Origin of the sequence: Actinomycetospora aurantiaca, from assembly GCF_037401875.1 — a bacterium.
In the GTDB taxonomy this organism is placed as follows: domain Bacteria; phylum Actinomycetota; class Actinomycetes; order Mycobacteriales; family Pseudonocardiaceae; genus Actinomycetospora; species Actinomycetospora aurantiaca.
Genome location: NZ_JBBEGN010000003.1, coordinates 216,636 through 235,992 on the forward strand (window position 1 = coordinate 216,636; position 19,357 = coordinate 235,992).

19 protein-coding genes are annotated in these 19,357 nt (G+C 74.7%); 16 read left to right on the forward strand and 3 right to left on the reverse strand.

All coding sequences use genetic code 11. The features are described 5' to 3' along the window. Positions 1-7: 7 nt before the first annotated feature. From infB to dapB, 13 genes are all read left to right on the forward strand, one after another. On the forward strand, positions 8-3,148 hold the full coding sequence (gene infB / locus WCD74_RS08860; RefSeq protein ID WP_337694479.1) for a translation initiation factor IF-2: 3,141 nt from the start codon (positions 8-10) through the stop codon (positions 3,146-3,148). A 4-nt stretch (positions 3,149-3,152) separates the two neighbouring features. Then, positions 3,153-3,449, forward strand: a complete 297-nt coding sequence (locus WCD74_RS08865; protein ID WP_337694480.1) for a DUF503 domain-containing protein — start codon at positions 3,153-3,155, stop codon at positions 3,447-3,449. 25 nt (positions 3,450-3,474) lie between these two features. Continuing rightward, positions 3,475-3,972, forward strand: a complete 498-nt coding sequence (rbfA, locus tag WCD74_RS08870; protein ID WP_337694481.1) for a 30S ribosome-binding factor RbfA — start codon at positions 3,475-3,477, stop codon at positions 3,970-3,972. After that, positions 3,969-5,282, forward strand: a complete 1,314-nt coding sequence (locus WCD74_RS08875) for an MATE family efflux transporter (RefSeq protein WP_337694482.1) — start codon at positions 3,969-3,971, stop codon at positions 5,280-5,282. The genes rbfA and WCD74_RS08875 overlap by 4 nt, the downstream gene beginning before the upstream one ends. 78 nt (positions 5,283-5,360) lie before the next feature. Beyond that, a complete protein-coding gene (fabG, locus tag WCD74_RS08880) occupies positions 5,361-6,122 on the forward strand; it encodes a 3-oxoacyl-ACP reductase FabG (protein WP_337694483.1) in 762 nt (253 codons plus the stop codon). Between the two features lie 31 nt (positions 6,123-6,153). Continuing rightward, positions 6,154-6,885 (forward strand): hypothetical protein, encoded by a 732-nt coding sequence (locus WCD74_RS08885; protein ID WP_337694484.1) that lies wholly within the window; start codon positions 6,154-6,156, stop codon positions 6,883-6,885. Next, positions 6,882-7,817, forward strand: a complete 936-nt coding sequence (gene truB, locus WCD74_RS08890) for a tRNA pseudouridine(55) synthase TruB (RefSeq protein WP_337694485.1) — start codon at positions 6,882-6,884, stop codon at positions 7,815-7,817. Before WCD74_RS08885 ends, truB begins: the two co-directional genes overlap by 4 nt. A 267-nt stretch (positions 7,818-8,084) precedes the next feature. After that, a complete protein-coding gene (locus WCD74_RS08895; RefSeq protein WP_337694486.1) occupies positions 8,085-9,029 on the forward strand; it encodes a bifunctional riboflavin kinase/FAD synthetase in 945 nt (314 codons plus the stop codon). After that, a complete protein-coding gene (locus WCD74_RS08900; RefSeq protein ID WP_337694487.1) occupies positions 9,026-9,520 on the forward strand; it encodes a 2'-5' RNA ligase family protein in 495 nt (164 codons plus the stop codon). Before WCD74_RS08895 ends, WCD74_RS08900 begins: the two co-directional genes overlap by 4 nt. Positions 9,521-9,657: 137 nt before the next feature. Continuing rightward, entirely contained in the window at positions 9,658-9,927 is a 270-nt protein-coding gene (gene rpsO, locus WCD74_RS08905) for a 30S ribosomal protein S15 (RefSeq protein WP_337694488.1), read from the forward strand. Between the two features lie 218 nt (positions 9,928-10,145). Beyond that, complete coding sequence (locus WCD74_RS08910; RefSeq protein WP_337694489.1) at positions 10,146-12,488, forward strand: polyribonucleotide nucleotidyltransferase; 2,343 nt, start codon at positions 10,146-10,148, stop codon at positions 12,486-12,488. A 74-nt stretch (positions 12,489-12,562) separates the two neighbouring features. Continuing rightward, complete coding sequence (locus WCD74_RS08915; protein WP_373696046.1) at positions 12,563-13,843, forward strand: M16 family metallopeptidase; 1,281 nt, start codon at positions 12,563-12,565, stop codon at positions 13,841-13,843. Beyond that, complete coding sequence (gene dapB / locus WCD74_RS08920) at positions 13,840-14,586, forward strand: 4-hydroxy-tetrahydrodipicolinate reductase (RefSeq protein WP_337694491.1); 747 nt, start codon at positions 13,840-13,842, stop codon at positions 14,584-14,586. The genes WCD74_RS08915 and dapB overlap by 4 nt, the downstream gene beginning before the upstream one ends. A gap of 85 nt (positions 14,587-14,671) precedes the next feature. On the opposite strand, the gene WCD74_RS08925 is transcribed toward dapB, so the two are convergent. Beyond that, a complete protein-coding gene (locus tag WCD74_RS08925; protein WP_337694492.1) occupies positions 14,672-15,256 on the reverse strand; it encodes a GNAT family N-acetyltransferase in 585 nt (194 codons plus the stop codon). A 112-nt stretch (positions 15,257-15,368) separates the two neighbouring features. Between WCD74_RS08925 and WCD74_RS08930 the strand changes: the two genes are divergently transcribed. Then, positions 15,369-15,860 carry a beta-class carbonic anhydrase gene (locus tag WCD74_RS08930; protein WP_337694493.1) on the forward strand — a complete coding sequence of 164 codons (492 nt, stop codon included), beginning with the start codon at positions 15,369-15,371 and terminating at the stop codon, positions 15,858-15,860. After that, positions 15,857-16,621 carry a hypothetical protein gene (locus WCD74_RS08935; protein WP_337694494.1) on the forward strand — a complete coding sequence of 255 codons (765 nt, stop codon included), beginning with the start codon at positions 15,857-15,859 and terminating at the stop codon, positions 16,619-16,621. The genes WCD74_RS08930 and WCD74_RS08935 overlap by 4 nt, the downstream gene beginning before the upstream one ends. Here the strand turns inward: WCD74_RS08935 and WCD74_RS08940 are convergent, their stop codons facing one another. Then, the gene (locus tag WCD74_RS08940; protein WP_337694495.1) at positions 16,622-16,891 is read right to left on the reverse strand and encodes a DUF8836 family protein; all 270 of its coding nucleotides are present in this window, start codon (positions 16,889-16,891) and stop codon (positions 16,622-16,624) included. Positions 16,892-16,998: 107 nt separating this feature from the next. On the opposite strand from WCD74_RS08940, the gene WCD74_RS08945 reads away from it, so the two are divergent. Then, complete coding sequence (locus tag WCD74_RS08945; protein ID WP_337694780.1) at positions 16,999-18,243, forward strand: winged helix-turn-helix domain-containing protein; 1,245 nt, start codon at positions 16,999-17,001, stop codon at positions 18,241-18,243. 84 nt (positions 18,244-18,327) lie between these two features. On the opposite strand, the gene WCD74_RS08950 is transcribed toward WCD74_RS08945, so the two are convergent. Then, positions 18,328-19,314, reverse strand: a complete 987-nt coding sequence (locus WCD74_RS08950) for an NAD-dependent epimerase/dehydratase family protein (RefSeq protein WP_337694496.1) — start codon at positions 19,312-19,314, stop codon at positions 18,328-18,330. Between the last annotated feature and the right edge of the window lie 43 nt (positions 19,315-19,357).

Here is a 19,357-nt window from a genome sequence, read left to right on the forward strand (position 1 = left end):
GAGATCAGTGGCAGGCAAGGCCCGGGTGCACGAGCTCGCGAAGGAGCTCGGCGTCACCAGCAAGCAGGTACTTTCGCAGTTGGAGTCCCTCGGCGAGTTCGTGAAGTCCGCGTCCTCGACCGTCGAGGCTCCCGTCGCGCGCAAGCTGCGCGACTCCATGCACAGCGGCGGCAACGGCGGCTCGTCCCGCGGTCCGCGCCCCGGCGCCCGCTCCGGCGGACCGTCCTCGGGGAACGGCAGCGGGCAGTCGACCGGGTCCGCCCCGGCCCCCGGCCCGCGTCCCGGCGCGGCACCCCGGCCCGGCCCGGCGGCTCCGGCCGCTCCCGCGGCCCCCGCCGCGTCGGCGGCCCCCGAGGCGCCCGAGGCCCCGGCCGCGCCGAAGCCGGCCGACACCCCGCGCCCCGGCGGTGAGGCGCCGTCCGGCGGCTCCGACCGGCCCGGGCCCCGTCCCGGCGGCGACCGTCCGCGCGGCATCCCGAAGCCGGGGTCGCAGCGTCCGAGCGGCGACCGCGGCGGCGATCAGCGTCAGGGCGGCGGCCGTCCCGGGCAGGGCCAGCCCCGTCCGGGCGGCGAGCGTCAGGGTGGCGACCGTCAGGGTGGCGAGCGCCCCGGTGGCGAGCGCCCCGGTGGCGAGCGTCCGGGCGGCGACCGTCAGGGCGCGCCGCGTCCCGGCCAGCAGCAGCAGCGTCCGGCGGCCGCGTCGGCCGGTGGCGACACCGCCGCCGCACCGCGCCCGCAGGCCCCGCGTCCGGGGCCGAAGACCCCGCGCGTCGGCAACAACCCGTTCGGCGTCGGCTCCGGTGCCCCGCCCCGCCCGCAGGGACCGCGTCCCGGCGGCGGCGCGCAGGGCGAGCGCCCGCCGCGTCCGCCGCGCGACGGCGAGGCGCCGATGCCGCGCCCGCCGCGGGACGGCGAGCGCCCGGCCGGAGGAGACCGTCCGCCGCGTCCCGGCGGCACGGGCGGCGCGAGCCCGGGCAACATGCCCCCGCGCCCGAACCCCGGCATGATGCCGGCCCGTCCGGCCGGTGCTCCCGGTCGCGGCGGTCCCGGCGGCCCCGGCCGTGGTGGCCCCGGTGGCCGTCCCGGTGGCGGCGGTCGTCCCGGTGGCGGTGGCGGTGGCTTCCGTCCCGGCGGCGGTGGCGGCCCCGGTGGCGGTGGCGGCGGCGCGCCCGCGGGCGGCTTCCGCGGACGCCCCGGTGGCGGCGGTGGCCGTGGTCGTGGCGGCGGTGCCGCGGGTGCCTTCGGGCGGCCCGGTGGCCCTGCGCGTCGCGGACGTAAGTCGAAGCGGCAGAAGCGTCAGGAATTCGACAACATGCAGGCGCCGTCGGTCGGCGGCGTCCGCCTGCCGAAGGGCAAGGGCGAGACCGTCCGGCTGCCCCGCGGCGCGTCGCTGACCGACTTCGCCGAGAAGATCGACGCCAACCCGGCGTCGCTGGTCCAGGTGCTGTTCCACCTGGGCGAGATGGTCACGGCCACCCAGTCGGTGTCCGACGACATCCTCGAGCTGCTCGGCGGCGAGATGAACTACGACGTCCAGGTCGTGTCCCCCGAGGAGGAGGACCGCGAGCTGCTGGAGTCGTTCTCGATCAGCTACGGCTCCGACGAGGGTGACGACGAGGACCTCGAGGCGCGCCCGCCGGTCGTCACGATCATGGGTCACGTCGACCACGGAAAGACGCGTCTGCTGGACACGATCCGCAAGACGAAGGTCGCCGAGGGCGAGGCCGGTGGCATCACGCAGCACATCGGCGCGTACCAGGTCGAGACCGAGCTCGAGGGTGTCGAGCGGGCCATCACCTTCATCGACACCCCGGGTCACGAGGCGTTCACCGCCATGCGTGCCCGTGGTGCTAAGTCCACGGACATCGCGGTGATCGTGGTGGCGGCCGACGACGGCGTCATGCCGCAGACGGTGGAGGCGATCAACCACGCCCAGGCGGCCGACGTGCCGATCGTGGTCGCGGTGAACAAGATCGACAAGGAGGGGGCGAACCCCTCCAAGATCCGTCAGCAGCTCACCGAGTACAACCTCGTCGCCGAGGAGTTCGGTGGCGACACGATGTTCGTCGACATCTCGGCGCGCGAGAACATCAACATCGAGGGGCTGCTCGAGGCCGTCCTGCTCACCGCGGACGCCTCGCTGGACCTGCGGGCCAACCCCGACATGGAGGCCCAGGGCGTCGCGATCGAGGCGCACCTCGACCGCGGCCGCGGCCCCGTCGCGACCGTCCTGGTCCAGCGCGGCACGCTGCGCGTCGGCGACTCGGTGGTCGCGGGCGACGCCTCCGGGCGCGTCCGGCGGATGCTCGACGAGTTCGGCGAGGACGTGAGGGAGGCGCTGCCCTCCCGCCCCGTGCAGGTCATCGGCTTCACGTCGGTGCCGGGCGCGGGCGACACGTTCCTGGTCGTCGACGAGGACCGCGTGGCCCGGCAGATCGCCGACCGCCGGCGGGCGCGCGAGCGCAACGCCGAGCTGGCCAGCCGTCGCAAGCGCATCTCGCTCGAGGACCTCGACGCCGCGCTCAAGGAGACCAACGAGCTCAACCTGATCATCAAGGGTGACAACTCGGGTACCGTCGAGGCGCTCGAGGACGCACTCACGAAGATCGACGTGGGCGACGAGGTGCAGCTGCGCGTGCTGCACCGCGGCGTCGGTGCGATCACCGAGGGCGACATCAACCTCGCGATCGCGTCCAACGTCATCGTCATGGGCTTCAACGTCCGCGCGGAGGGCAAGGCCACCGAGCTGGCCAACCGCGAGGGCATCGACATCCGCTACTACTCGGTGATCTACCAGGCCATCGACGAGATCGAGGCGGCCCTCAAGGGCATGCTCAAGCCGATCTACGAGGAGGTCGAGCTCGGCACCGCGGAGATCCGCGACGTGTTCCGCTCCTCCAAGTTCGGCACGATCGCCGGCTGCCTGGTGACCGAGGGGATCATCCGCCGCAACGCCAAGGCCCGCCTGGTGCGCGACGGAGCGGTGATCGCGGAGAACCTGACCATCGCCTCGCTGCGGCGGTTCAAGGACGACGCGACCGAGGTCCGCGACGGCTACGAGTGCGGTCTGACGCTCGGGTCGTTCAACGACATCAAGGTCGACGACAAGATCATGACCTACGAGATGCGGGAGAAGCCGCGCGAGTGATCTCGTGTTCGTAGGTGTGCTCGAGCTCGACCTGCTGCTCGGCGACGTCGGGAGCATCAAGGAGAAGCGCTCCGTGGTGCGACCGGTCGTCGCCGAGCTCAAGCGGAAGTACGCGGTCTCGGTCGCCGAGGCCGGACACCTCGACCTCCACCGCCGCGCCCTGATCGGCGTGGCGGTGGTGGCCGCGGACGCCGAGCACGTCGGTGACGTGCTCGACCACTGCGAGCGCCTGGTGAGCTCCCATCCGGAGTTCCAGGTGCTCTCCGCGCGGACCCGGTGGCTGGGTCCGCACGACGACTGATCCGATCGCCTGGAGGAAGGCCGAGATGGCCGATGCACCCCGCGCCCGGCGCCTCGCCAAGCGGGTCATCCAGATCGTCGCCTCGACGCTGGAGCACGAGGTCAAGGACCCGCGGCTCAAGCTGGTGACGATCACCGACGCCCGCCTGACGGCCGACCTCCGTGAGGCCACGGTCTTCTACACCGTCTACGGCGACGACACCGACCGCGACGCCTCCGCGGCCGCGCTGCACAGCGCGACCGGGGTCGTGCGGACGGCCGTCGGCCGCCAGACCGGCATCCGGCACACGCCGTCGATCACGTTCGTGGCCGACGAGGTGCCGGAGGGCGCCGCGCGCATGGAGGAGCTGCTGGCCGGGGCCCGCGCCGCGGACGAGCAGGTCGCCTCCCTCGCGGCCGGCGCCGCCTACGCCGGCGAGGCGGACCCCTACCGCAAGCCGCACGAGGACGACGACGAGCTGGACGAGCTGGACGACTCGCTGGACGACTCGCTGGACGACGAGGAACTCGACACGCGCTCGTGACCTCGCTCGACGCCGGGCCGCGCCGGGTGCTGTCGCTCTCGGCGGCGGCCCTCGTCGTGCTCGTCGCCGAGCCGCTGTACCTGCTGGTCGACACCGCCGTCGTCGGGCGTCTCGGGGCGCTGCCGCTGGGTGCGCTCGCCGTCGGGGCGGTGGTGCTCGCCCAGGTCTCGTCGTTGGGGACGTTCCTCGCCTACGGCACCACCGCCCGCGCCGCGCGGGCCTTCGGAGCGGGACGGCGGGACCGGGCGATCGCCGAGGGCGTGGCGGCGACGTGGCTGGCGGTGTTCGCCGGCGTCGTCGTGATCGCCGTCGGCCAGGTCGTCGCACGGCCGGTCGCCGAGGCGCTCGGGAGCGGCGGCGCGCTCGCCGACGAGGCCGTCGACTGGATGCGGATCGCGCTCTGCGGCGCGCCCGGCATCCTCGTCGCGATGGCCGGCAACGGCTGGATGCGCGGGGTGCAGTCGACCCGCGCCCCCGTCGTCGTGGTGCTGGCGGGCAACGGGGCGTCCGCGATCGCGTGCCCGATCCTCGTGCACGGGGCCGGCCTGGGGCTGGAGGGCTCCGCGATCGCGAACGTCGGGGCGCAGACGGTCGTGCTGCTGCTCTTCGTCGCCGCCCTGGTGCGCGAGTCGGTGCGCCTGGGCGTGACCCTGCGACCGGTGCCTGCCGACCTGCGGGCCCAGCTGGGCCTGGGCCGCGACCTGCTGCTGCGCAGCCTCGCCTTCCAGGCGTGCTTCCTGTCCGCGACGGCGGTGTGCGCCCGGTTCGGGACGGCGTCCGTGGCGGCCCACCAGGTCGTCCTGCAGCTCTGGACCTTCATGGCGACGGTACTCGACTCGCTGGCGATCGCCGCCCAGCAACTGGTCGGGGCGGCGCTGGGTGCGTCGGCGACGTCGTCGCTCCGCGACGTCACCCGGCGCGTCACCTGGTACGGCCTGGCACTCGGGGTGGTGGCCGGCGTGGTCTTCGCGGCGCTGGCGGGGGTCCTGCCGCAGGTGTTCACCCCGGACGCGGCCGTGCTGGCCACGATCCCCGCCGCGTGGTGGTTCTTCGTGGCCCTGATGCCGGTCGCCGGGTTCGTGTTCGCGCTCGACGGGGTGCTGCTCGGGGCGGCGGACGCGGCGTTCCTGCGCCGCCTGACGCTCAGCTGCGCGCTCGTGGGCTTCCTGCCCGCGATCTGGGCCTCGCTCGCGTTCGGCTGGGGGCTCGCCGGCGTCTGGGCCGGGTTGTCGCTGTTCATGCTGGGCCGGGCGGTCGGGGTGGGACTCCGGGCGCGGGGCGACGCCTGGGTCGTGACCGGGAGGGCGTGACCCGGCCCACCAGCCGTCGCGAACTCCGCGGGTGCAGGATGGGGCGGCTACCGATCAGTTCCTGGAGGTCCGCCTGCCATGACCGCTCCCACCACTCGTGTCGCCGTCGTCACGGGCGCCGCGCGCGGACTCGGTGCCGCCACCGCGCTGCGCCTGGCCGCCGACGGGATGGCCGTCGCGGTGATCGACCTGGACGAGTCCGCCGCCAAGGGCACCGCGGACGCGATCACCGAGGCCGGGGGCAGGGCGATCGCGGTCGGCGCGGACGTCTCGGACGCCGACGCGGTGAACGCCGCGGTGGAGCGGATCGTCGCGGAGCTCGGCCCGCCCACCGTTCTGATCAACAACGCCGGCATCACGCGGGACAACCTGCTGTTCAAGATGTCCGAGTCCGACTGGGACCAGGTCATGGGCGTGCACCTGCGCGGCTCGTTCCTGATGACCCGCGCGGTCCAGGGGCACATGGTCTCGGAGGGCTTCGGGCGGATCGTGAACCTGTCGTCGACCTCGGCGCTGGGCAACCGCGGGCAGGTGAACTACTCGGCGGCCAAGGCCGGTCTGCAGGGCTTCACGAAGACCCTGGCGATCGAGCTGGGCCGCTTCGGCATCACGGCCAACTGCGTCGCCCCCGGCTTCATCGCGTCGGAGATGACGAGGGCGACCGCGGAGCGCCTCGGGCAGGACTGGGAGGAGTGGCAGGCCGCCCGTGCGAAGGAGATCCCGGTGCAGCGCGTCGGGGTCCCGGAGGACATCGCGAACATGGTGTCGTTCTTCGTCGACGAGCGCGCCGGCTACGTGTCCGGCCAGGTCATCTACGTCGCGGGCGGTCCGAAGACCTGAGACTGTCGGGGGGTCGTGCTCTCCTGCACCCGTGAGTGGGACGTGGGAGACGGAGCGCAGCGGAGCTCGACCGTCGAGGTGGGGAGACGCCGGGGCGGTCGCGTGGCTGCGGGAGATGCGCGACCGGTGGCGGGCCGTGGGGGTGCTCGGGCTCCTCGAGGACGCCGTGGCGGCCGTGTGGGAGCGCAACGTCGCCCGGCACGACCCCCGGGTCGCCGGTGACACGGCGCTGACGCTCGGGCTCACCTCGTCGGAGAACCTGCGCTCCCGGCTGCTCGCGGTGGCGCCGGAGTGGGCGGAGCGCGAGGTGCGGATCGCGGCGCCGTGGAACTCGCTGGTGCTCGCCCATGAGGGCGTCACCCTGCACCTGATGAAGGCGCCGCCGCAGCACGGGCCGGCGCCCGACTGGGCGGTGCTGCGCTGGCAGGGCGAGGTCCGCGCGGCCGCCGCCGAGCAGAACGGGGCGGGTTACGTCCCGGCGGGCGGGCAGCTCACCCTCGACGGCCTGCCCGCGCCCCGGCACCCGCTCGACGAGCCCGCCGGGCTGCGGCACGTGGTGCTGGTGTGGACCGGTGACCCCGCGACGGCCACCACCGCGGGCTGGCTCGCGGTGCCGTGGGAGGACGGCGCCGAGCCGCCCGGGCGGGCGTGGCTGGCCGCGACGCCGGTATGGAGCCACGGGCCGGACGACGTGCCGGCCCCGGCCCCCGTCCCGGCGGTGTCGATCCCGTTCAGTGCGCTCGGGGATGATGCCGTGCGATGAACGCCCGAGGCCCGCAGCGCCGACAGAGTCCGCCCCCGCCGCCCGGCCTGCTGGTGGTCGATAAGCCCGCCGGCTGGACCTCGCACGACGTGGTGGGCAAGGTGCGCCGCCTCGTCGGTACCAGGAAGGTCGGGCACGCCGGCACGCTCGACCCGATGGCCACCGGGGTGCTGGTCCTCGGCGTGGAGCGCGCGACGAAGCTCCTCGGCCACCTCGCGCTGGACACCAAGACCTACCTCGCCACGATCCGGCTCGGCGCCGCCACCACCACCGACGACGCCGAGGGCGAGGTGGTCTCGACGGCCGACGCGGGCGGGGTCGACGAGGCCGCCGTCGACGCGGGGGTCGCGGCGCTCACCGGCGACATCGAGCAGGTGCCGAGCTCCGTGTCCGCGATCAAGGTCGACGGGCGCCGGGCCTACGAGCGGGCGCGGGCGGGGGAGGAGGTCGCGCTGGCGGCGCGGCCGGTGCACGTCGGGCGGTTCGACGTGCTGGTGCGGCGCCCGGGCGACGCCGTGCTCGACCTCGACGTGCTCGTCGACTGCTCGTCGGGCACCTACGTGCGCGCGCTCGCCCGGGATCTCGGCGCGGGCCTCGGGGTGGGCGGGCACCTCACGGCGCTGCGCCGCACGCGCGTCGGGCCGTTCACCCTGGAGCACGCGCGGGACGTCGACACCCTGGTGGCGGAGGCCGACGGTGAGGCGGGGCGCGCGAGCCTGTCGCTGGACCTGGACGCCGCGACCGCCACGGCCTTCCCGCGCCGCGACGTCGACGCGGCGGGCGCCGACGACCTCGCCCACGGCCGCCCGCTGCCGCCCACCGGCACGCCCGGCACGGCGGCGGTCTTCGGGCCCGACGGGCACGTCGTCGGCCTGGTCGCCGACACCGAGGGCCGCGCCCGCCCCGTCCTGGTGCTCGCGCCGGCGGGGTGAGGCCCGCGCCGAGTGCTGCGTCACGCAGGTTCCGGGGCGCCGGGAGCTGCCAGGTGTCGCACTCGGTGGCGTGGGGTGGCGCCGGCGGGATGAGGCCGCGCCGAGTGCTGCGTCACGCAGGTTCCGGGACGCCCGGAGCTGCCAGGTGTCGCACTCGGGGCACGCGCAGGTGAGTCGGGACCGGCCGCCGGGAACCCCCGGGCGCGCGGCCGTAGGCTGGGCGCGCACCGGACGAGACCGCACACGCACAGGAGAGGCGCGACCCACGTGCAACGCTGGCGCGGTCGAGACGGCGTCCCCCCGGGCTGGGGCCGCTGTGTGGTGACGATCGGCGTGTTCGACGGGGTGCACCGCGGCCACCAGCAGCTGATCGGGTACGCGGTGGAGCGCGCCCGCGAGCTCGGCGGCCTGCCCACGACGCTGATCACCTTCGACCCGCACCCCAGCGAGGTCCTGCGGCCGGGGACGCACCCGGCGCAGCTGACCACCCTGGCCCGGCGCGCCGACCTGGTCGCCGAACTCGGCGTCGACGCGTTCTGGGTGCTGCCGTTCACCCCGGACTTCGCACGGGTCGAGCCCGACGAGTTCGTCCACGAGCTCCTGGTGGACCGGCTGCACGCCTCGGCCGTGGTGGTCGGCAAGAACTTCACCTACGGCCACCGCGCCGCGGGCGACGTGCCGGAGCTGGAGCGGCTGGGGCAGCGGTTCGGGTTCGAGGCGACGGGGCTGGACCTCGTGGCCGACGGCGACCGCGGCCGGACGGTGACGTACTCCTCCACCTACATCCGCAGCTGCATCGCCGCGGGCGACGTCGAGGCCGCCGCGGACGCGCTCGGGCGTCCGTACCTGGTGGAGGGCGTCGTGGTCAAGGGGGACCAGCGGGGCCGCGAGCTCGGCTACCCGACGGCCAACGTCGCCGCGACCGCGCACGCCGCGATCCCGGCCGACGGGGTGTACGCGGGCTGGTTCATCCGCGACGGGCAGCGGCTGCCGACCGCCGTCTCCGTCGGCACCAATCCCACCTTCTCCGGACAGGTGCGCACGGTCGAGGCCTTCGTGCTCGACCACTCCGAGGACTTCTACGGGCAGCGGGTCGGCGTCGAGTTCGTCGGCCGGGTCCGCGGGATGGAGCGCTTCGACTCGGTCGAGGAGCTCATCACCGCCATGGACGGCGACGTGGCCACCACCCGGAAGCAGCTCGGGATCCCGTGAGGCTGTTCGTCGCCGTGTTCCCGGACGAGGCCGTGAACGCCGCGGCGGACGAGGCCCTCGCCGGCCTCGACCCCACCCGCTGGCGCCCCGTCGCCCGGGAGCGTCGGCACGTCACGTTGCGGTTCCACCCGGACGCAGACCCCGACGAGGTGGCCGCCGACCTGCGCCACCGGCTCGTCGCCGCGGACCGCCCGACCCTGCGCTGCGGCGGCGCCGGCATGTTCGGCAGCGCGCTGTGGCTCGGGGTCCGTCCCGACGACGGGGCGAGCTGGGAGCGCCTCCTGGCCGCGGTCGGCGCCGACCCGGCCGAGCACGTCGCCCACCTGACGGTGGCCCGCGGGAGGGGTCCGGCGCTGGAGGCGCTGCAGGGCCACCACGGACCGTCGTGGAGCCCGGCCGACATGGTCCTCGTCGCAAGCGGCACCCCCTACCGGGTGCTCGCGCGGTTCCCGCTGGTGGGCGGGCACGAGGGTGTCGGACCCGGCCGGTAGACTGGACCACGATCCGGCTGCGGTCCGTGGCGGCCGGACCGCCGGACGTGGCCCGCACGGGCCCTCCGGGACCGCACACGGTACCGGGCGATCACGAGCCCGGGTACGACCGAGAATTCACGAGGAGCACCACCGACGTGGCCCTGAGCACCGAGCAGAAGAAGTCGATCCTCACCGAGTACGGCGTGCACACCACCGACACGGGGTCCCCCGAGGCCCAGGTGGCGCTGCTGACCCAGCGGATCATCCAGCTCACCGAGCACCTGAAGATGCACAAGCACGATCACCACTCCCGCCGCGGCCTGCTGCTGCTGGTGGGTCGCCGCCGCCGGCTGCTGAAGTACGTGGCGTCGGTGGACATCACGCGCTACCGGTCGCTGATCGAGCGTCTCGGCCTGCGCCGCTAGACCACCCGGGCCGCCCGCGCACCGCGCGGGCGGCCCGACCCACATCCGGACACCTGAAGACCCGAGCCCCGCCCCGCGGCGGCTCGCCCGAACAGGCCCGGTCCTCGACAGTGGCTCCCGGAACACGCGTTCCGGGCGCTTCGATCGAAGACCGGTCACGTCGGTGGAGCCGCGGAGGCCGCGGGGACTCGTCACCCGATCCCCCGGAGGGACCACCCATGGCGAACTCCGCCACCCCCGCCGTCGTCGACACCGAGACCGGTGTCCACGAGACGACCGCCGTGCTCGACAACGGCGCCTACGGCACCCGCACCATCCGGTTCGAGTCCGGGCGCCTGGCGCGCCAGGCCGCCGGCTCCGTCGTGGCGTACCTCGACGAGGAGACGATGCTCCTCTCGGCGACCACCGCGTCGAAGCGGCCGAAGGACAACTTCGACTTCTTCCCGCTCACGGTGGACGTCGAGGAGCGCATGTACGCGGTCGGGCGCATCCCCGGCTCGTTCTTCCGTCGCGAGGGCCGCCCCTCGACCGACGCGATCCTCACCTGCCGGCTCATCGACCGCCCGCTGCGCCCGACCTTCGCGGCGAACCTGCGCAACGAGGTCCAGGTCGTGGTCACGGTCCAGAGCCTGGACCCGAAGGACCCGTACGACGTCCTCGCGATCAACGCCGCGTCGGCCTCCACGCAGATCTCCGGCCTGCCCTTCGAGGGCCCGGTCGGCGCCACCCGCGTGGCCCTGATCGACGGCCAGTGGGTCGCGTTCCCCACCTGGGACCAGCTCGAGCACGCCGTGTTCGACATGGTGATCGCCGGATCGATCACCTCCGACGGCTCCGACGTCGCGATCTCGATGGTCGAGGCCGAGGCGACCGAGAAGGCCGTCTCGCTGGTCGCCGGCGGCGCCCAGGCGCCCACCGAGGAGATCGTGGCCGCCGGCATGGAGGCCGCGAAGCCGTTCCTGCGCACGCTCTGCGAGGCGCAGCAGGCGCTCTACACGAGCCTCGGGACGACCACGAAGGACTACCCGACCTTCCCGCCGTACCAGTCCGACGTGCTCGACGCCGTGACCTCCGCGGCCGGCGACGAGCTGGACAAGGCCCTGGCGATCGCGGGCAAGCAGGAGCGCGACAACGCCCAGGACGCCGTCAAGGAGCGCCTGGTCACCGAGCTCGCCCCGAAGTTCGAGGGCCGCGAGAAGGAGATCGGCGAGGCGTTCCGGTCGCTCACCAAGTCGACCGTGCGGAAGAAGATCCTCACCGAGGGCTTCCGCATCGACGGTCGCGGCGTCACCGACATCCGGCCGCTGGCCGCCGAGGTCGAGGTCATCCCGCGGGCGCACGGCTCGGCGCTGTTCGAGCGCGGCGAGACCCAGATCCTCGGCGTCACCACGCTGAACATGCTGCGCATGGAGCAGTCGATCGACTCCCTGACCCCGGAGACGACGAAGCGCTACATGCACCACTACAACTTCCCGCCGTTCTCCACCGGCGAGACCGGGCGCGTCGGCTCGCCGAAGCGCCGCGAGATCGGCCACGGCGCGCTCGCCGAGCGGGCGCTGGTGCCGGTCCTGCCGACCCGCGAGGAGTTCCCCTACGCGATCCGGCAGGTCTCCGAGGCCCTCGGCTCCAACGGCTCGACGTCGATGGGGTCGGTCTGCGCCTCGACGATGTCGCTGCTCAACGCCGGGGTGCCGCTGAAGGCGCCGGTCGCCGGCATCGCGATGGGCCTGGTGTCCGGCGAGGTCGACGGGAAGGACACCTTCGTCGCCCTCACCGACATCCTCGGCGCCGAGGACGCCTTCGGTGACATGGACTTCAAGGTCGCGGGCACCAAGGACTTCGTGACGGCGCTGCAGCTCGACACGAAGCTCGACGGCATCCCCTCCGAGGTGCTCGCGAAGGCCCTGACCCAGGCCCGCGGCGCCCGCCTCGCGATCCTCGACGTCATGGCCGAGGCCATCGACGCGCCCGACGAGATGAGCGACTACGCGCCGCGCATCACCACGGTGAAGGTGCCGGTCGACAAGATCGGCGAGGTCATCGGCCCGAAGGGCAAGATGATCAACTCGATCACCGAGGAGACCGGCGCCGACATCTCCATCGAGGACGACGGCACGATCTACGTCGGTGCGGCCGACGGTCCCAGCGCCCAGGCGGCGGTCGACAAGATCAACGCCATCGCGAACCCGCAGATGCCGAAGATCGGCGAGCGCTACCTCGGCACCGTCGTCAAGACGGCCGCCTTCGGCGCGTTCGTCTCGCTGGTGCCGGGCCGCGACGGCCTGGTCCACATCTCGAAGCTCGGTGGCGGCAAGCGGATCGGCAAGGTCGAGGACGTGGTGAACGTCGGCGACAAGATTCGCGTCGAGATCACCGACATCGACAACCGCGGCAAGATCAGCCTCCTGCCGGTCAAGGAGGAGGACGTGGCCGCGAACGGCACGGACGCCGCGGCGGCCCCGGCCACCGACGGTGCCCCCCAGGGCACCGGCGCCGAGGGCGCGGGCGCCCCGCCCGCCGAGGAGGCCGCCACCGGCGCCATCGGTGGAGGCCGTTCCTGAGCACGGCAGCACGGACGGCACGGACGGCAGAGTCCCTCGGGACCGAGCACCCGGCCCCCGGCGTCGCACGCACCGTGCTGCCCGGGGGCCTTCGGGTGGTCACCGAGCACGTGGCCGGCGCCCGGTCGGCGTCGGTCGGGCTGTGGGTGGACGTCGGGTCACGGGACGAGCCGGGTTTCGACCCGGCCGCCCGCGGCGCCGCGCACTTCCTCGAGCACCTGCTGTTCAAGGGCACCTCGCGGCGCACGGCCCGGCAGATCGCGGAGGAGATCGACGCGGTCGGGGGTGACCTGAACGCGTTCACCTCCAAGGAGCACACCTGCTTCTACGCGCACGTGCTCGACTCCGACCTCGCGCTCGCGGTCGACGTGGTGTGCGACGTGGTCCTCGACGGCGTCATGGCCGCGCCCGACGTCGAGATCGAGCGCGACGTGGTGCTCTCCGAGATCGCGGGCCGCGACGACGACCCCGAGGACCTGCTCACTGACGACTTCGACGACCTGCTGCTCGGCGACCACCCCCTGGGTGGCCCGGTGGTGGGCTCGGAGGAGTCGGTCGCCGAGATGTCCCGGGAGGTCCTCGCCCGGTTCCACGCCGCGCACTACACGCCGGAGCGCTCCGTGCTGGCCGTGGCGGGCAACGTCGTGCACGCCGACGTCCTCGACGCGGTCACGGCCGCGTTCGCGGGCCGGCTCACGGGTGCGGCCGCCGCGGCCGGGCACCGGCCGGACACCCCCGTCGTCGTGCCGGCTCCCGCGCAGCGGCTCTCCGTGCGCGAGGACGACACCGAGCAGGCACACCTGATGCTCGGGGTGCCGTCGGTGCGCCGCGGCGACCCGCGGTGGGAGGCCCAGCTGGTCCTCTCCACCGTGCTCGGCGGCGGGACGAGCTCGCGGCTGTTCCAGGAGGTCCGGGAGCGCCGCGGACTCGCGTACTCGGTGTACTCCGCGGCCACGGGCTACTCCGACCTCGGCGTGCTCAGCGTGTACGTCGGCTGCGCCCCGGACCGCCTGGGCACCGCGGCCGGGGTGCTGCGCACGCAGCTCGCCGACCTCGCCCGGCACGGCGTCACCCCGGAGGAGCTCACGCGGGCGCACGGGCAGCTGCGGGGCGAGTACGTGCTGGGGCTCGAGGACACGTCGTCGCGGATGAGCTGGCTCGGCCGCCGCGAGCTGGACGGTCCGGGCACCCCGCTCGACCTCGGCGAGGCGTTGGCCCGCGTGGCGGCGGTGTCGGTGGACGACGTCTCGTCGCTCGCCGCGGAGCTGCTGGACGCGCCGGTCACGGCCGCCGTCGTCGGGCCCTACGCTGACGCCGACGATCTTCCCGACGAGGTGCGCGAGGTGGCGGAATGACCCGTGTCGGCGTGCTGGGCGCCCGGGGCCGCATGGGGTCCGAGGTGTGCCGGGTCGTCTCCGAGGCGGACGACCTCGAGCTGGTCGCCGCCGTCGACGAGGGCGACCCCATCTCCGCGCTGGCCGACGCCGGCACGCAGGTGGCGGTGGACTTCACCCACCCGACCGCGGTGGCCGACAACGTCCGGTACCTCGTCGAGCAGGGCATCCACGGCGTCGTCGGGACCAGCGGGATGACGACGGAGGTCCTCGACGAGCTGCGGGGCCGGCTCGACGCGGCTCCCGGGCTCGGCCTGATGGTGGTGCCGAACTTCGGGATCGGCGCGGTGCTGATGATGCGGTTCGCGGCGCAGGCGGCGCGGTTCTACGACTCCGTCGAGATCGTCGAGATGCACCACCCGAACAAGGCGGACGCGCCGTCGGGCACCGCGACCCGCACGGCGCAGATGATCGGCGAGGCGCGCGCCGCCGCGGGGCTCGGTCCCGGACCGGACGCCACCACGCACGACCCGGACCACGCCCGCGGCGCCACCGTCGACGGCGTCCACGTCCACGCGGTGCGGATGGCGGGGCTGGTCGCGCACCAGGAGGTCATGCTCGGCAGCGCGGGGGAGACCCTGACGATCCGGCACGACTCGCTCGACCGCGCCTCCTTCATGCCGGGCGTGCTGCTGGCCGTCCGCTCGGTGGGCTCGCGCCCGGGGCTCACGGTGGGGCTCGAGTCCGTCCTCGACCTGGACTGAGGCCGCTCCCGATCCGTACGAGCGGGCCGTTCGTCACGGTAGATCGTGACGAACGGCCCGTTCGTGGGTTGCGGGGTGCCGCCGTTCAGAGCAGCGGCAGGCCCAGGTCCTCGGCGGTCGGGCGGACGGCGAACTCCAGGTCCAGCGGGCCGCCGAGCCGCACCTCGCGCAGCGGGCGCCCGCCGGCGTCGAGGGTGCGCACGGTGCCGTCCGGCTCCCACCCGGCGCGGGCGTAGAAGGCGCGCGAGGCCGGGTCGCGCTCCGGCACCCACGTCACCCCACGCACGGCGCCCGCGTCCCGCAGCGCCGCGGCCGCCGTCACGAGCAGCCGCCCGCCGTGCCCGCGGCGGCCCCAGCGGGGCGAGACCAGCAGCGTCGCGACGAGCCCGACCGACCCGGCGTCCTCGGGCAGGGCCCCGACGGCGTCCGCGAGGTCCTCCGCCGGGGCCGGACCGGCCAGCGCGAAGCCGGCGACCGTGTCGCCCTCGGTGGCCACGAGCAGGCCGTCCACGGCGCGCGACCAGGCCGCGGCCACGGCCTCGTCGTCGAAACCCTCCGTCAGCCCGGGCGGCAGGAAGCCGGCCCACGCCGTCGTCCAGACCTCCCGCTGCACCGCCGTGACGGCGGCGGCGTCGTCGGGGGTGGCCGGGCGGACGTGCGCGATCGCCATGCCCCGACACTAATCACGGCGGTAGGACGCCGGTCACGCCCCGACGTCGACCCCACCCGCCGTCGGGAATGATCAGTTCCGACGCATACGCCGACCAGACAGGGAGCACCCGTTGTCCGTCACCGACGAGCTCGTCGCCGCCAACGAGTCCTTCGCCGCCGGCTTCACCGACGGCGGGCAGCCCGGCCCGCCGTCGCGCCACGTCGCCGTCGTGGCCTGCATGGACGCCCGCCTCGACGTCTACCGCACCCTCGGGCTGGGCCCGGGCGAGGCGCACGTCATCCGCAACGCCGGTGGGGTCGTCACCGACGACGTGCTGCGCTCGCTCACCATCAGCCAGCGCAAGCTGGGTACGACGGAGGTCGTGCTCGTCCACCACACGAAGTGCGGGATGGCGACGTTCGACGACGACGAGTTCGTGGGCGAGCTGGAGAACGACTGCGGGCAGAGGCCCGCGTGGCGGCCCGGGGCGTTCTCCGACACCGAGCAGGACGTCCGCGACTCGCTGTCCGCGGTGCGCTCCAGCCCGTTCCTGCTGCACACCGACGCGGTGCGCGGGTTCGTCTACGACGTCGACGCGGGCACGCTGACCGAGGTGTCGTGACATTGGACGTGGTCGCCGAGATCGACGTCCCGCACCGCCCGGACCTCGACCCGGTCCGGCGGCAGGTCGCCGACCTCGCCCCGCTGACCGACCACGTCCTCGCCCCCGACAACCCGACGGGGCGGGCGGCGGTGTCGGGTGTCGCCGTGACCGCGGCGGCCCGCGCCGCGGGCGCCCGGGTGACCGCGGTGCTGAACGCCCGCGACCGCAACCGGCTCGGGCTGCGCCGCGACCTGCTCGGGCTGGTGGCGCTGGGCGTGGGCGAGGTGCTGCTGCTGCGCGGCGACCCGCCCGACGACGACGCCGAGGACGGCCCGCTCGGGGTGCGGGCGATGCTGGACGAGACCCGGGCGTTCGCCGACGAGCACGAGGTGGCGCTGCGGGTCGGGGTGGTGGCGCCGCTGGGGAAGCCGCTCGCGCGGTGGAAGCGGGCGGCCGACGTGCTGTGGCTGCCGCCGGCGTTCTCGGTCGAGGCGGTGGAGCGGTGGCGCTCCCACGCGCAGGTGGAGGTGCCGGTCCGGGCGGGCGTGCTGGTGCCGACCGGGCCGCGGATGGCTGACGGGGTGGCGCGGGCGATCCCGGACCTCGAGCTGCCCGCGGGGCTGCTGGACGCGCTGGACGACGATCCCGACGCCGGGGTCGACGCCGCCTGTGAGCACGTCGTCGCGCTGCGGGACTCCGGGCTCGTGGACGGCGTCCACCTGGTGACGGTCAGCCGCGCGGGCGAGACCGCCCGGCGGCTCGCCCCGCTGCTGGCCTGATCAGGCCGGGCGCGGCAGGGGCAGCACGGGCGGCTCGTCGTCGGCCAGTCGGACGGTGGCCGAGGCCGGGTGCTCGACGAGGGCGAGCACCCGCGAGGACATGAAGCGCGCGGTGCGCACCGGGGTGCCGCCGCGGGTCACCTCGCTGACCTCGACGACGCCGCGCCCGTGCGCGATCTCCACCCGGCGACCGGCACGGGTGGCCTCCACGTCCCAGCTGCGGGTGGTGCCGCCGGCGTCGACGACGATCTCGACGCGATCTCCGATCATGGGTCCTCCTTCAGTGTTCTCCCTGGTCAACGCCGGTGTGGCCGCTCCTGTTCCGGTGGTTGTCGGGGGTGGCTGGCACGATCGCCGGCGTGGGGTCACCGGAGCGGATGGGTGCGGCGGCGGCGCGCCGGGCGGTGCTCGGCGCGCAGGGGCTGGACGCGCCGCCGCGGTCGGGCCCACCGAACCGGGGCCATCTGACGCGGCTCGTGCGGCACCTCGGGCTGCTGCAGCTGGACTCGGTCAACGTGGCGGTGCGGGCGCACTACGCACCGGTGTTCGCCCGGCTCGGCGGCTACGACCGGGACGCTCTCGACGCGCTCGCCTGGCCGCAGACCGCGGCCGACCGCCGGCGGCGGGCGTTCGTCGAGTTCTGGGCGCACGAGGCGAGCCTGATCCCGGTGGAGGACTGGCCGCTCCTGCGCTGGCGGATGCGGGACAACACCGCGCGCACGAGCCGCTGGCTGGGCACCGCGCTCGACCACCGGCCGGACATCCTGGACGCGGTGCACGACGCGGTCGCCGCGCACGGCCCGCTGGAGGCCCGGCAGGTCGAGGAGGTGCTCGGCGACGGCGGGGAGCGCAAGGCCCGCGCCCATGGCGGGTGGTGGCACCGCTCCGACGTCAAGGTGGCCTGCGAGCATCTGTTCGCGACGGGGGTCCTGACGACGGGGACGCGGCGCGGCTTCCGGCGTGCCTACTCGGTGGCCGAGGACGTCATCCCGCCGGGGATCCACGCCCGCGAGCCCGACCGTGCGGAGTCGATGCGGGCGCTGACGCTGCGGGCGGCCGCGGCGCACGGGGTCGCCACGGAGCCCGACCTGCGCGACCACTACCGGCTGCCGCCCGCGGAGAGCCGCGTGGCGGTGGCCGAGCTCCTCGACGCGGGCGAGCTGGAGGAGGTCGAGGTCGCGGGGTGGGGCGCGCCGGCCTACCGCCTGCCCGGCCTGCGGGTGCCGCGGCGGATCACGGGGCGCGCGCTGCTGGCGCCGTTCGATCCGTTGATCTGGTTCCGCCCGCGGACCGAACGGATCTTCGGCTTCACCTACCGGATCGGCATCTACACGCCCGCCGATCAGCGCACCCACGGGTACTACGTCTTCCCGTTCCTGCTCGACGGGCAGCTCGTGGGGCGGGTCGACCTCAAGACCGACCGGGCCGCCGGCGTGCTGCGGGTGCCGGCCGCCTTCGCGGAGCCGGAGTGCATCGAGCGCGGTGCGGAGGAGGCCCGGGTCGCCGCCGAGCTGGCGGGAGCGCTGCGCGACATGGCGGCGTGGCTGGGGCTGGACGACGTGGTCGTCGAGGGCGGCCCGCTCGCGCCGCAGCTCTCACGCGCCCTGCTGCAGCCCGTCTGAGCCCGCCGAGTGCTACGTGGCGCAGGTCCGGTGGCCCCGGATCCTGCGTGGTGTCGCACTCGAGGACGCAGTTCGCCCGGGCCGTCACCGCCCGGCGATCAGGGCGCGCTCGAACGACGGGTCCAGACCCGCCGCGAGTTCCGTCCGGCCCTCCTCGCGCACCCGGGCGAGCACGTCCCGCGCGGTCTCGGCGACCGGCCGGAAGCGCAGCCCCGCCGTGATCGCGGACGAGGAGTCGATCGCGTCCTGCGGGATCTGGTCCTCCGGGAACCACAGCGGGCGGGCCTCCTCCTCGACGTCGGCCAGCGACTCCCGCAGGTACTGCTCCCCGGCCCACACCCACGAGACGTCCTCCGGCCGGCCCCCGACCCCGAGCAGGCACTCCGAGAGCACCGCCGACAGCGGCTGCGCCCGCCCCGGGCCCACGGTGTCGAACACACCGTCCAAGCGCCGGTCCAGCGCCGAGACCATGAACGCCGCGATGTCGCGGGCGTCGCTGTACTGCACCACGCGACCAGGGTCGCCCGGCGCCAACACCTCACGGTCCGCCTCCCCGACGAGGGCCCGGGCCAGGCGCACCGGCCACCAGGTGAAGCGGTCGGTGGGGTCGTGCGGCCCGACCATGATCCCCACCCGGAACACGGGCGCCGGCCCGCCGAAGTGCCCGGCCACCGCCGCCTCGGCCCCCAGCTTCTCCAGCGAGCGCTCCTGCAACGCGTCGTCGGAGTCGCCGGGACGTCGCACCGGGTCCCCCGCGCCGGGCACCGCCGGGCCCTCCGGGTGGTACACGCTCATGCCCGACACGTAGCCGTACGCGCCCGCCGCTCCGTCGAGCAGCGCCGCGGTCCGCGCCACCGCGCCGGGGTCGGAGAAGGTGTCGAGCACCGCGTCGAAGCGGCGGCCGTCCAGGGCGGAGAGGTCGCCCTGCCGGTCGCCGGCGAGCGCCTCGACCCCCTCCACCGGGGCCGACCCGCGCCGGGAGAGAACGGTCACGTCGTGCCCGGCGGCGAGTCCGGCGGCGGCCACGTGGCGGCCGAGGAAGCCGCCGCCACCCAGGACGAGCAGGTGCATCGGCGCGGCTACCCGCTCGGCGCGACGGCACACCGCCGCACAC

Excerpts from the sequence above, each read along its gene's own strand:
- rbfA (WP_337694481.1), top strand. The coding sequence starts at position 3,475 with ATGGCCGATGCACCCCGCGCCCGGCGCCTCGCCAAGCGGGTCATCCAG.
- WCD74_RS08910 (WP_337694489.1), top strand. The coding sequence starts at position 10,146 with ATGGCGAACTCCGCCACCCCCGCCGTCGTCGACACCGAGACCGGTGTC.
- dapB (WP_337694491.1), top strand. The coding sequence starts at position 13,840 with ATGACCCGTGTCGGCGTGCTGGGCGCCCGGGGCCGCATGGGGTCCGAG.
- WCD74_RS08945 (WP_337694780.1), top strand. The coding sequence starts at position 16,999 with ATGGGTGCGGCGGCGGCGCGCCGGGCGGTGCTCGGCGCGCAGGGGCTG.
- fabG (WP_337694483.1), top strand. The coding sequence starts at position 5,361 with ATGACCGCTCCCACCACTCGTGTCGCCGTCGTCACGGGCGCCGCGCGC.
- truB (WP_337694485.1), top strand. The coding sequence starts at position 6,882 with ATGAACGCCCGAGGCCCGCAGCGCCGACAGAGTCCGCCCCCGCCGCCC.
- WCD74_RS08950 (WP_337694496.1), bottom strand. The coding sequence starts at position 19,314 with ATGCACCTGCTCGTCCTGGGTGGCGGCGGCTTCCTCGGCCGCCACGTG.
- WCD74_RS08925 (WP_337694492.1), bottom strand. The coding sequence starts at position 15,256 with ATGGCGATCGCGCACGTCCGCCCGGCCACCCCCGACGACGCCGCCGCC.
- WCD74_RS08940 (WP_337694495.1), bottom strand. The coding sequence starts at position 16,891 with ATGATCGGAGATCGCGTCGAGATCGTCGTCGACGCCGGCGGCACCACC.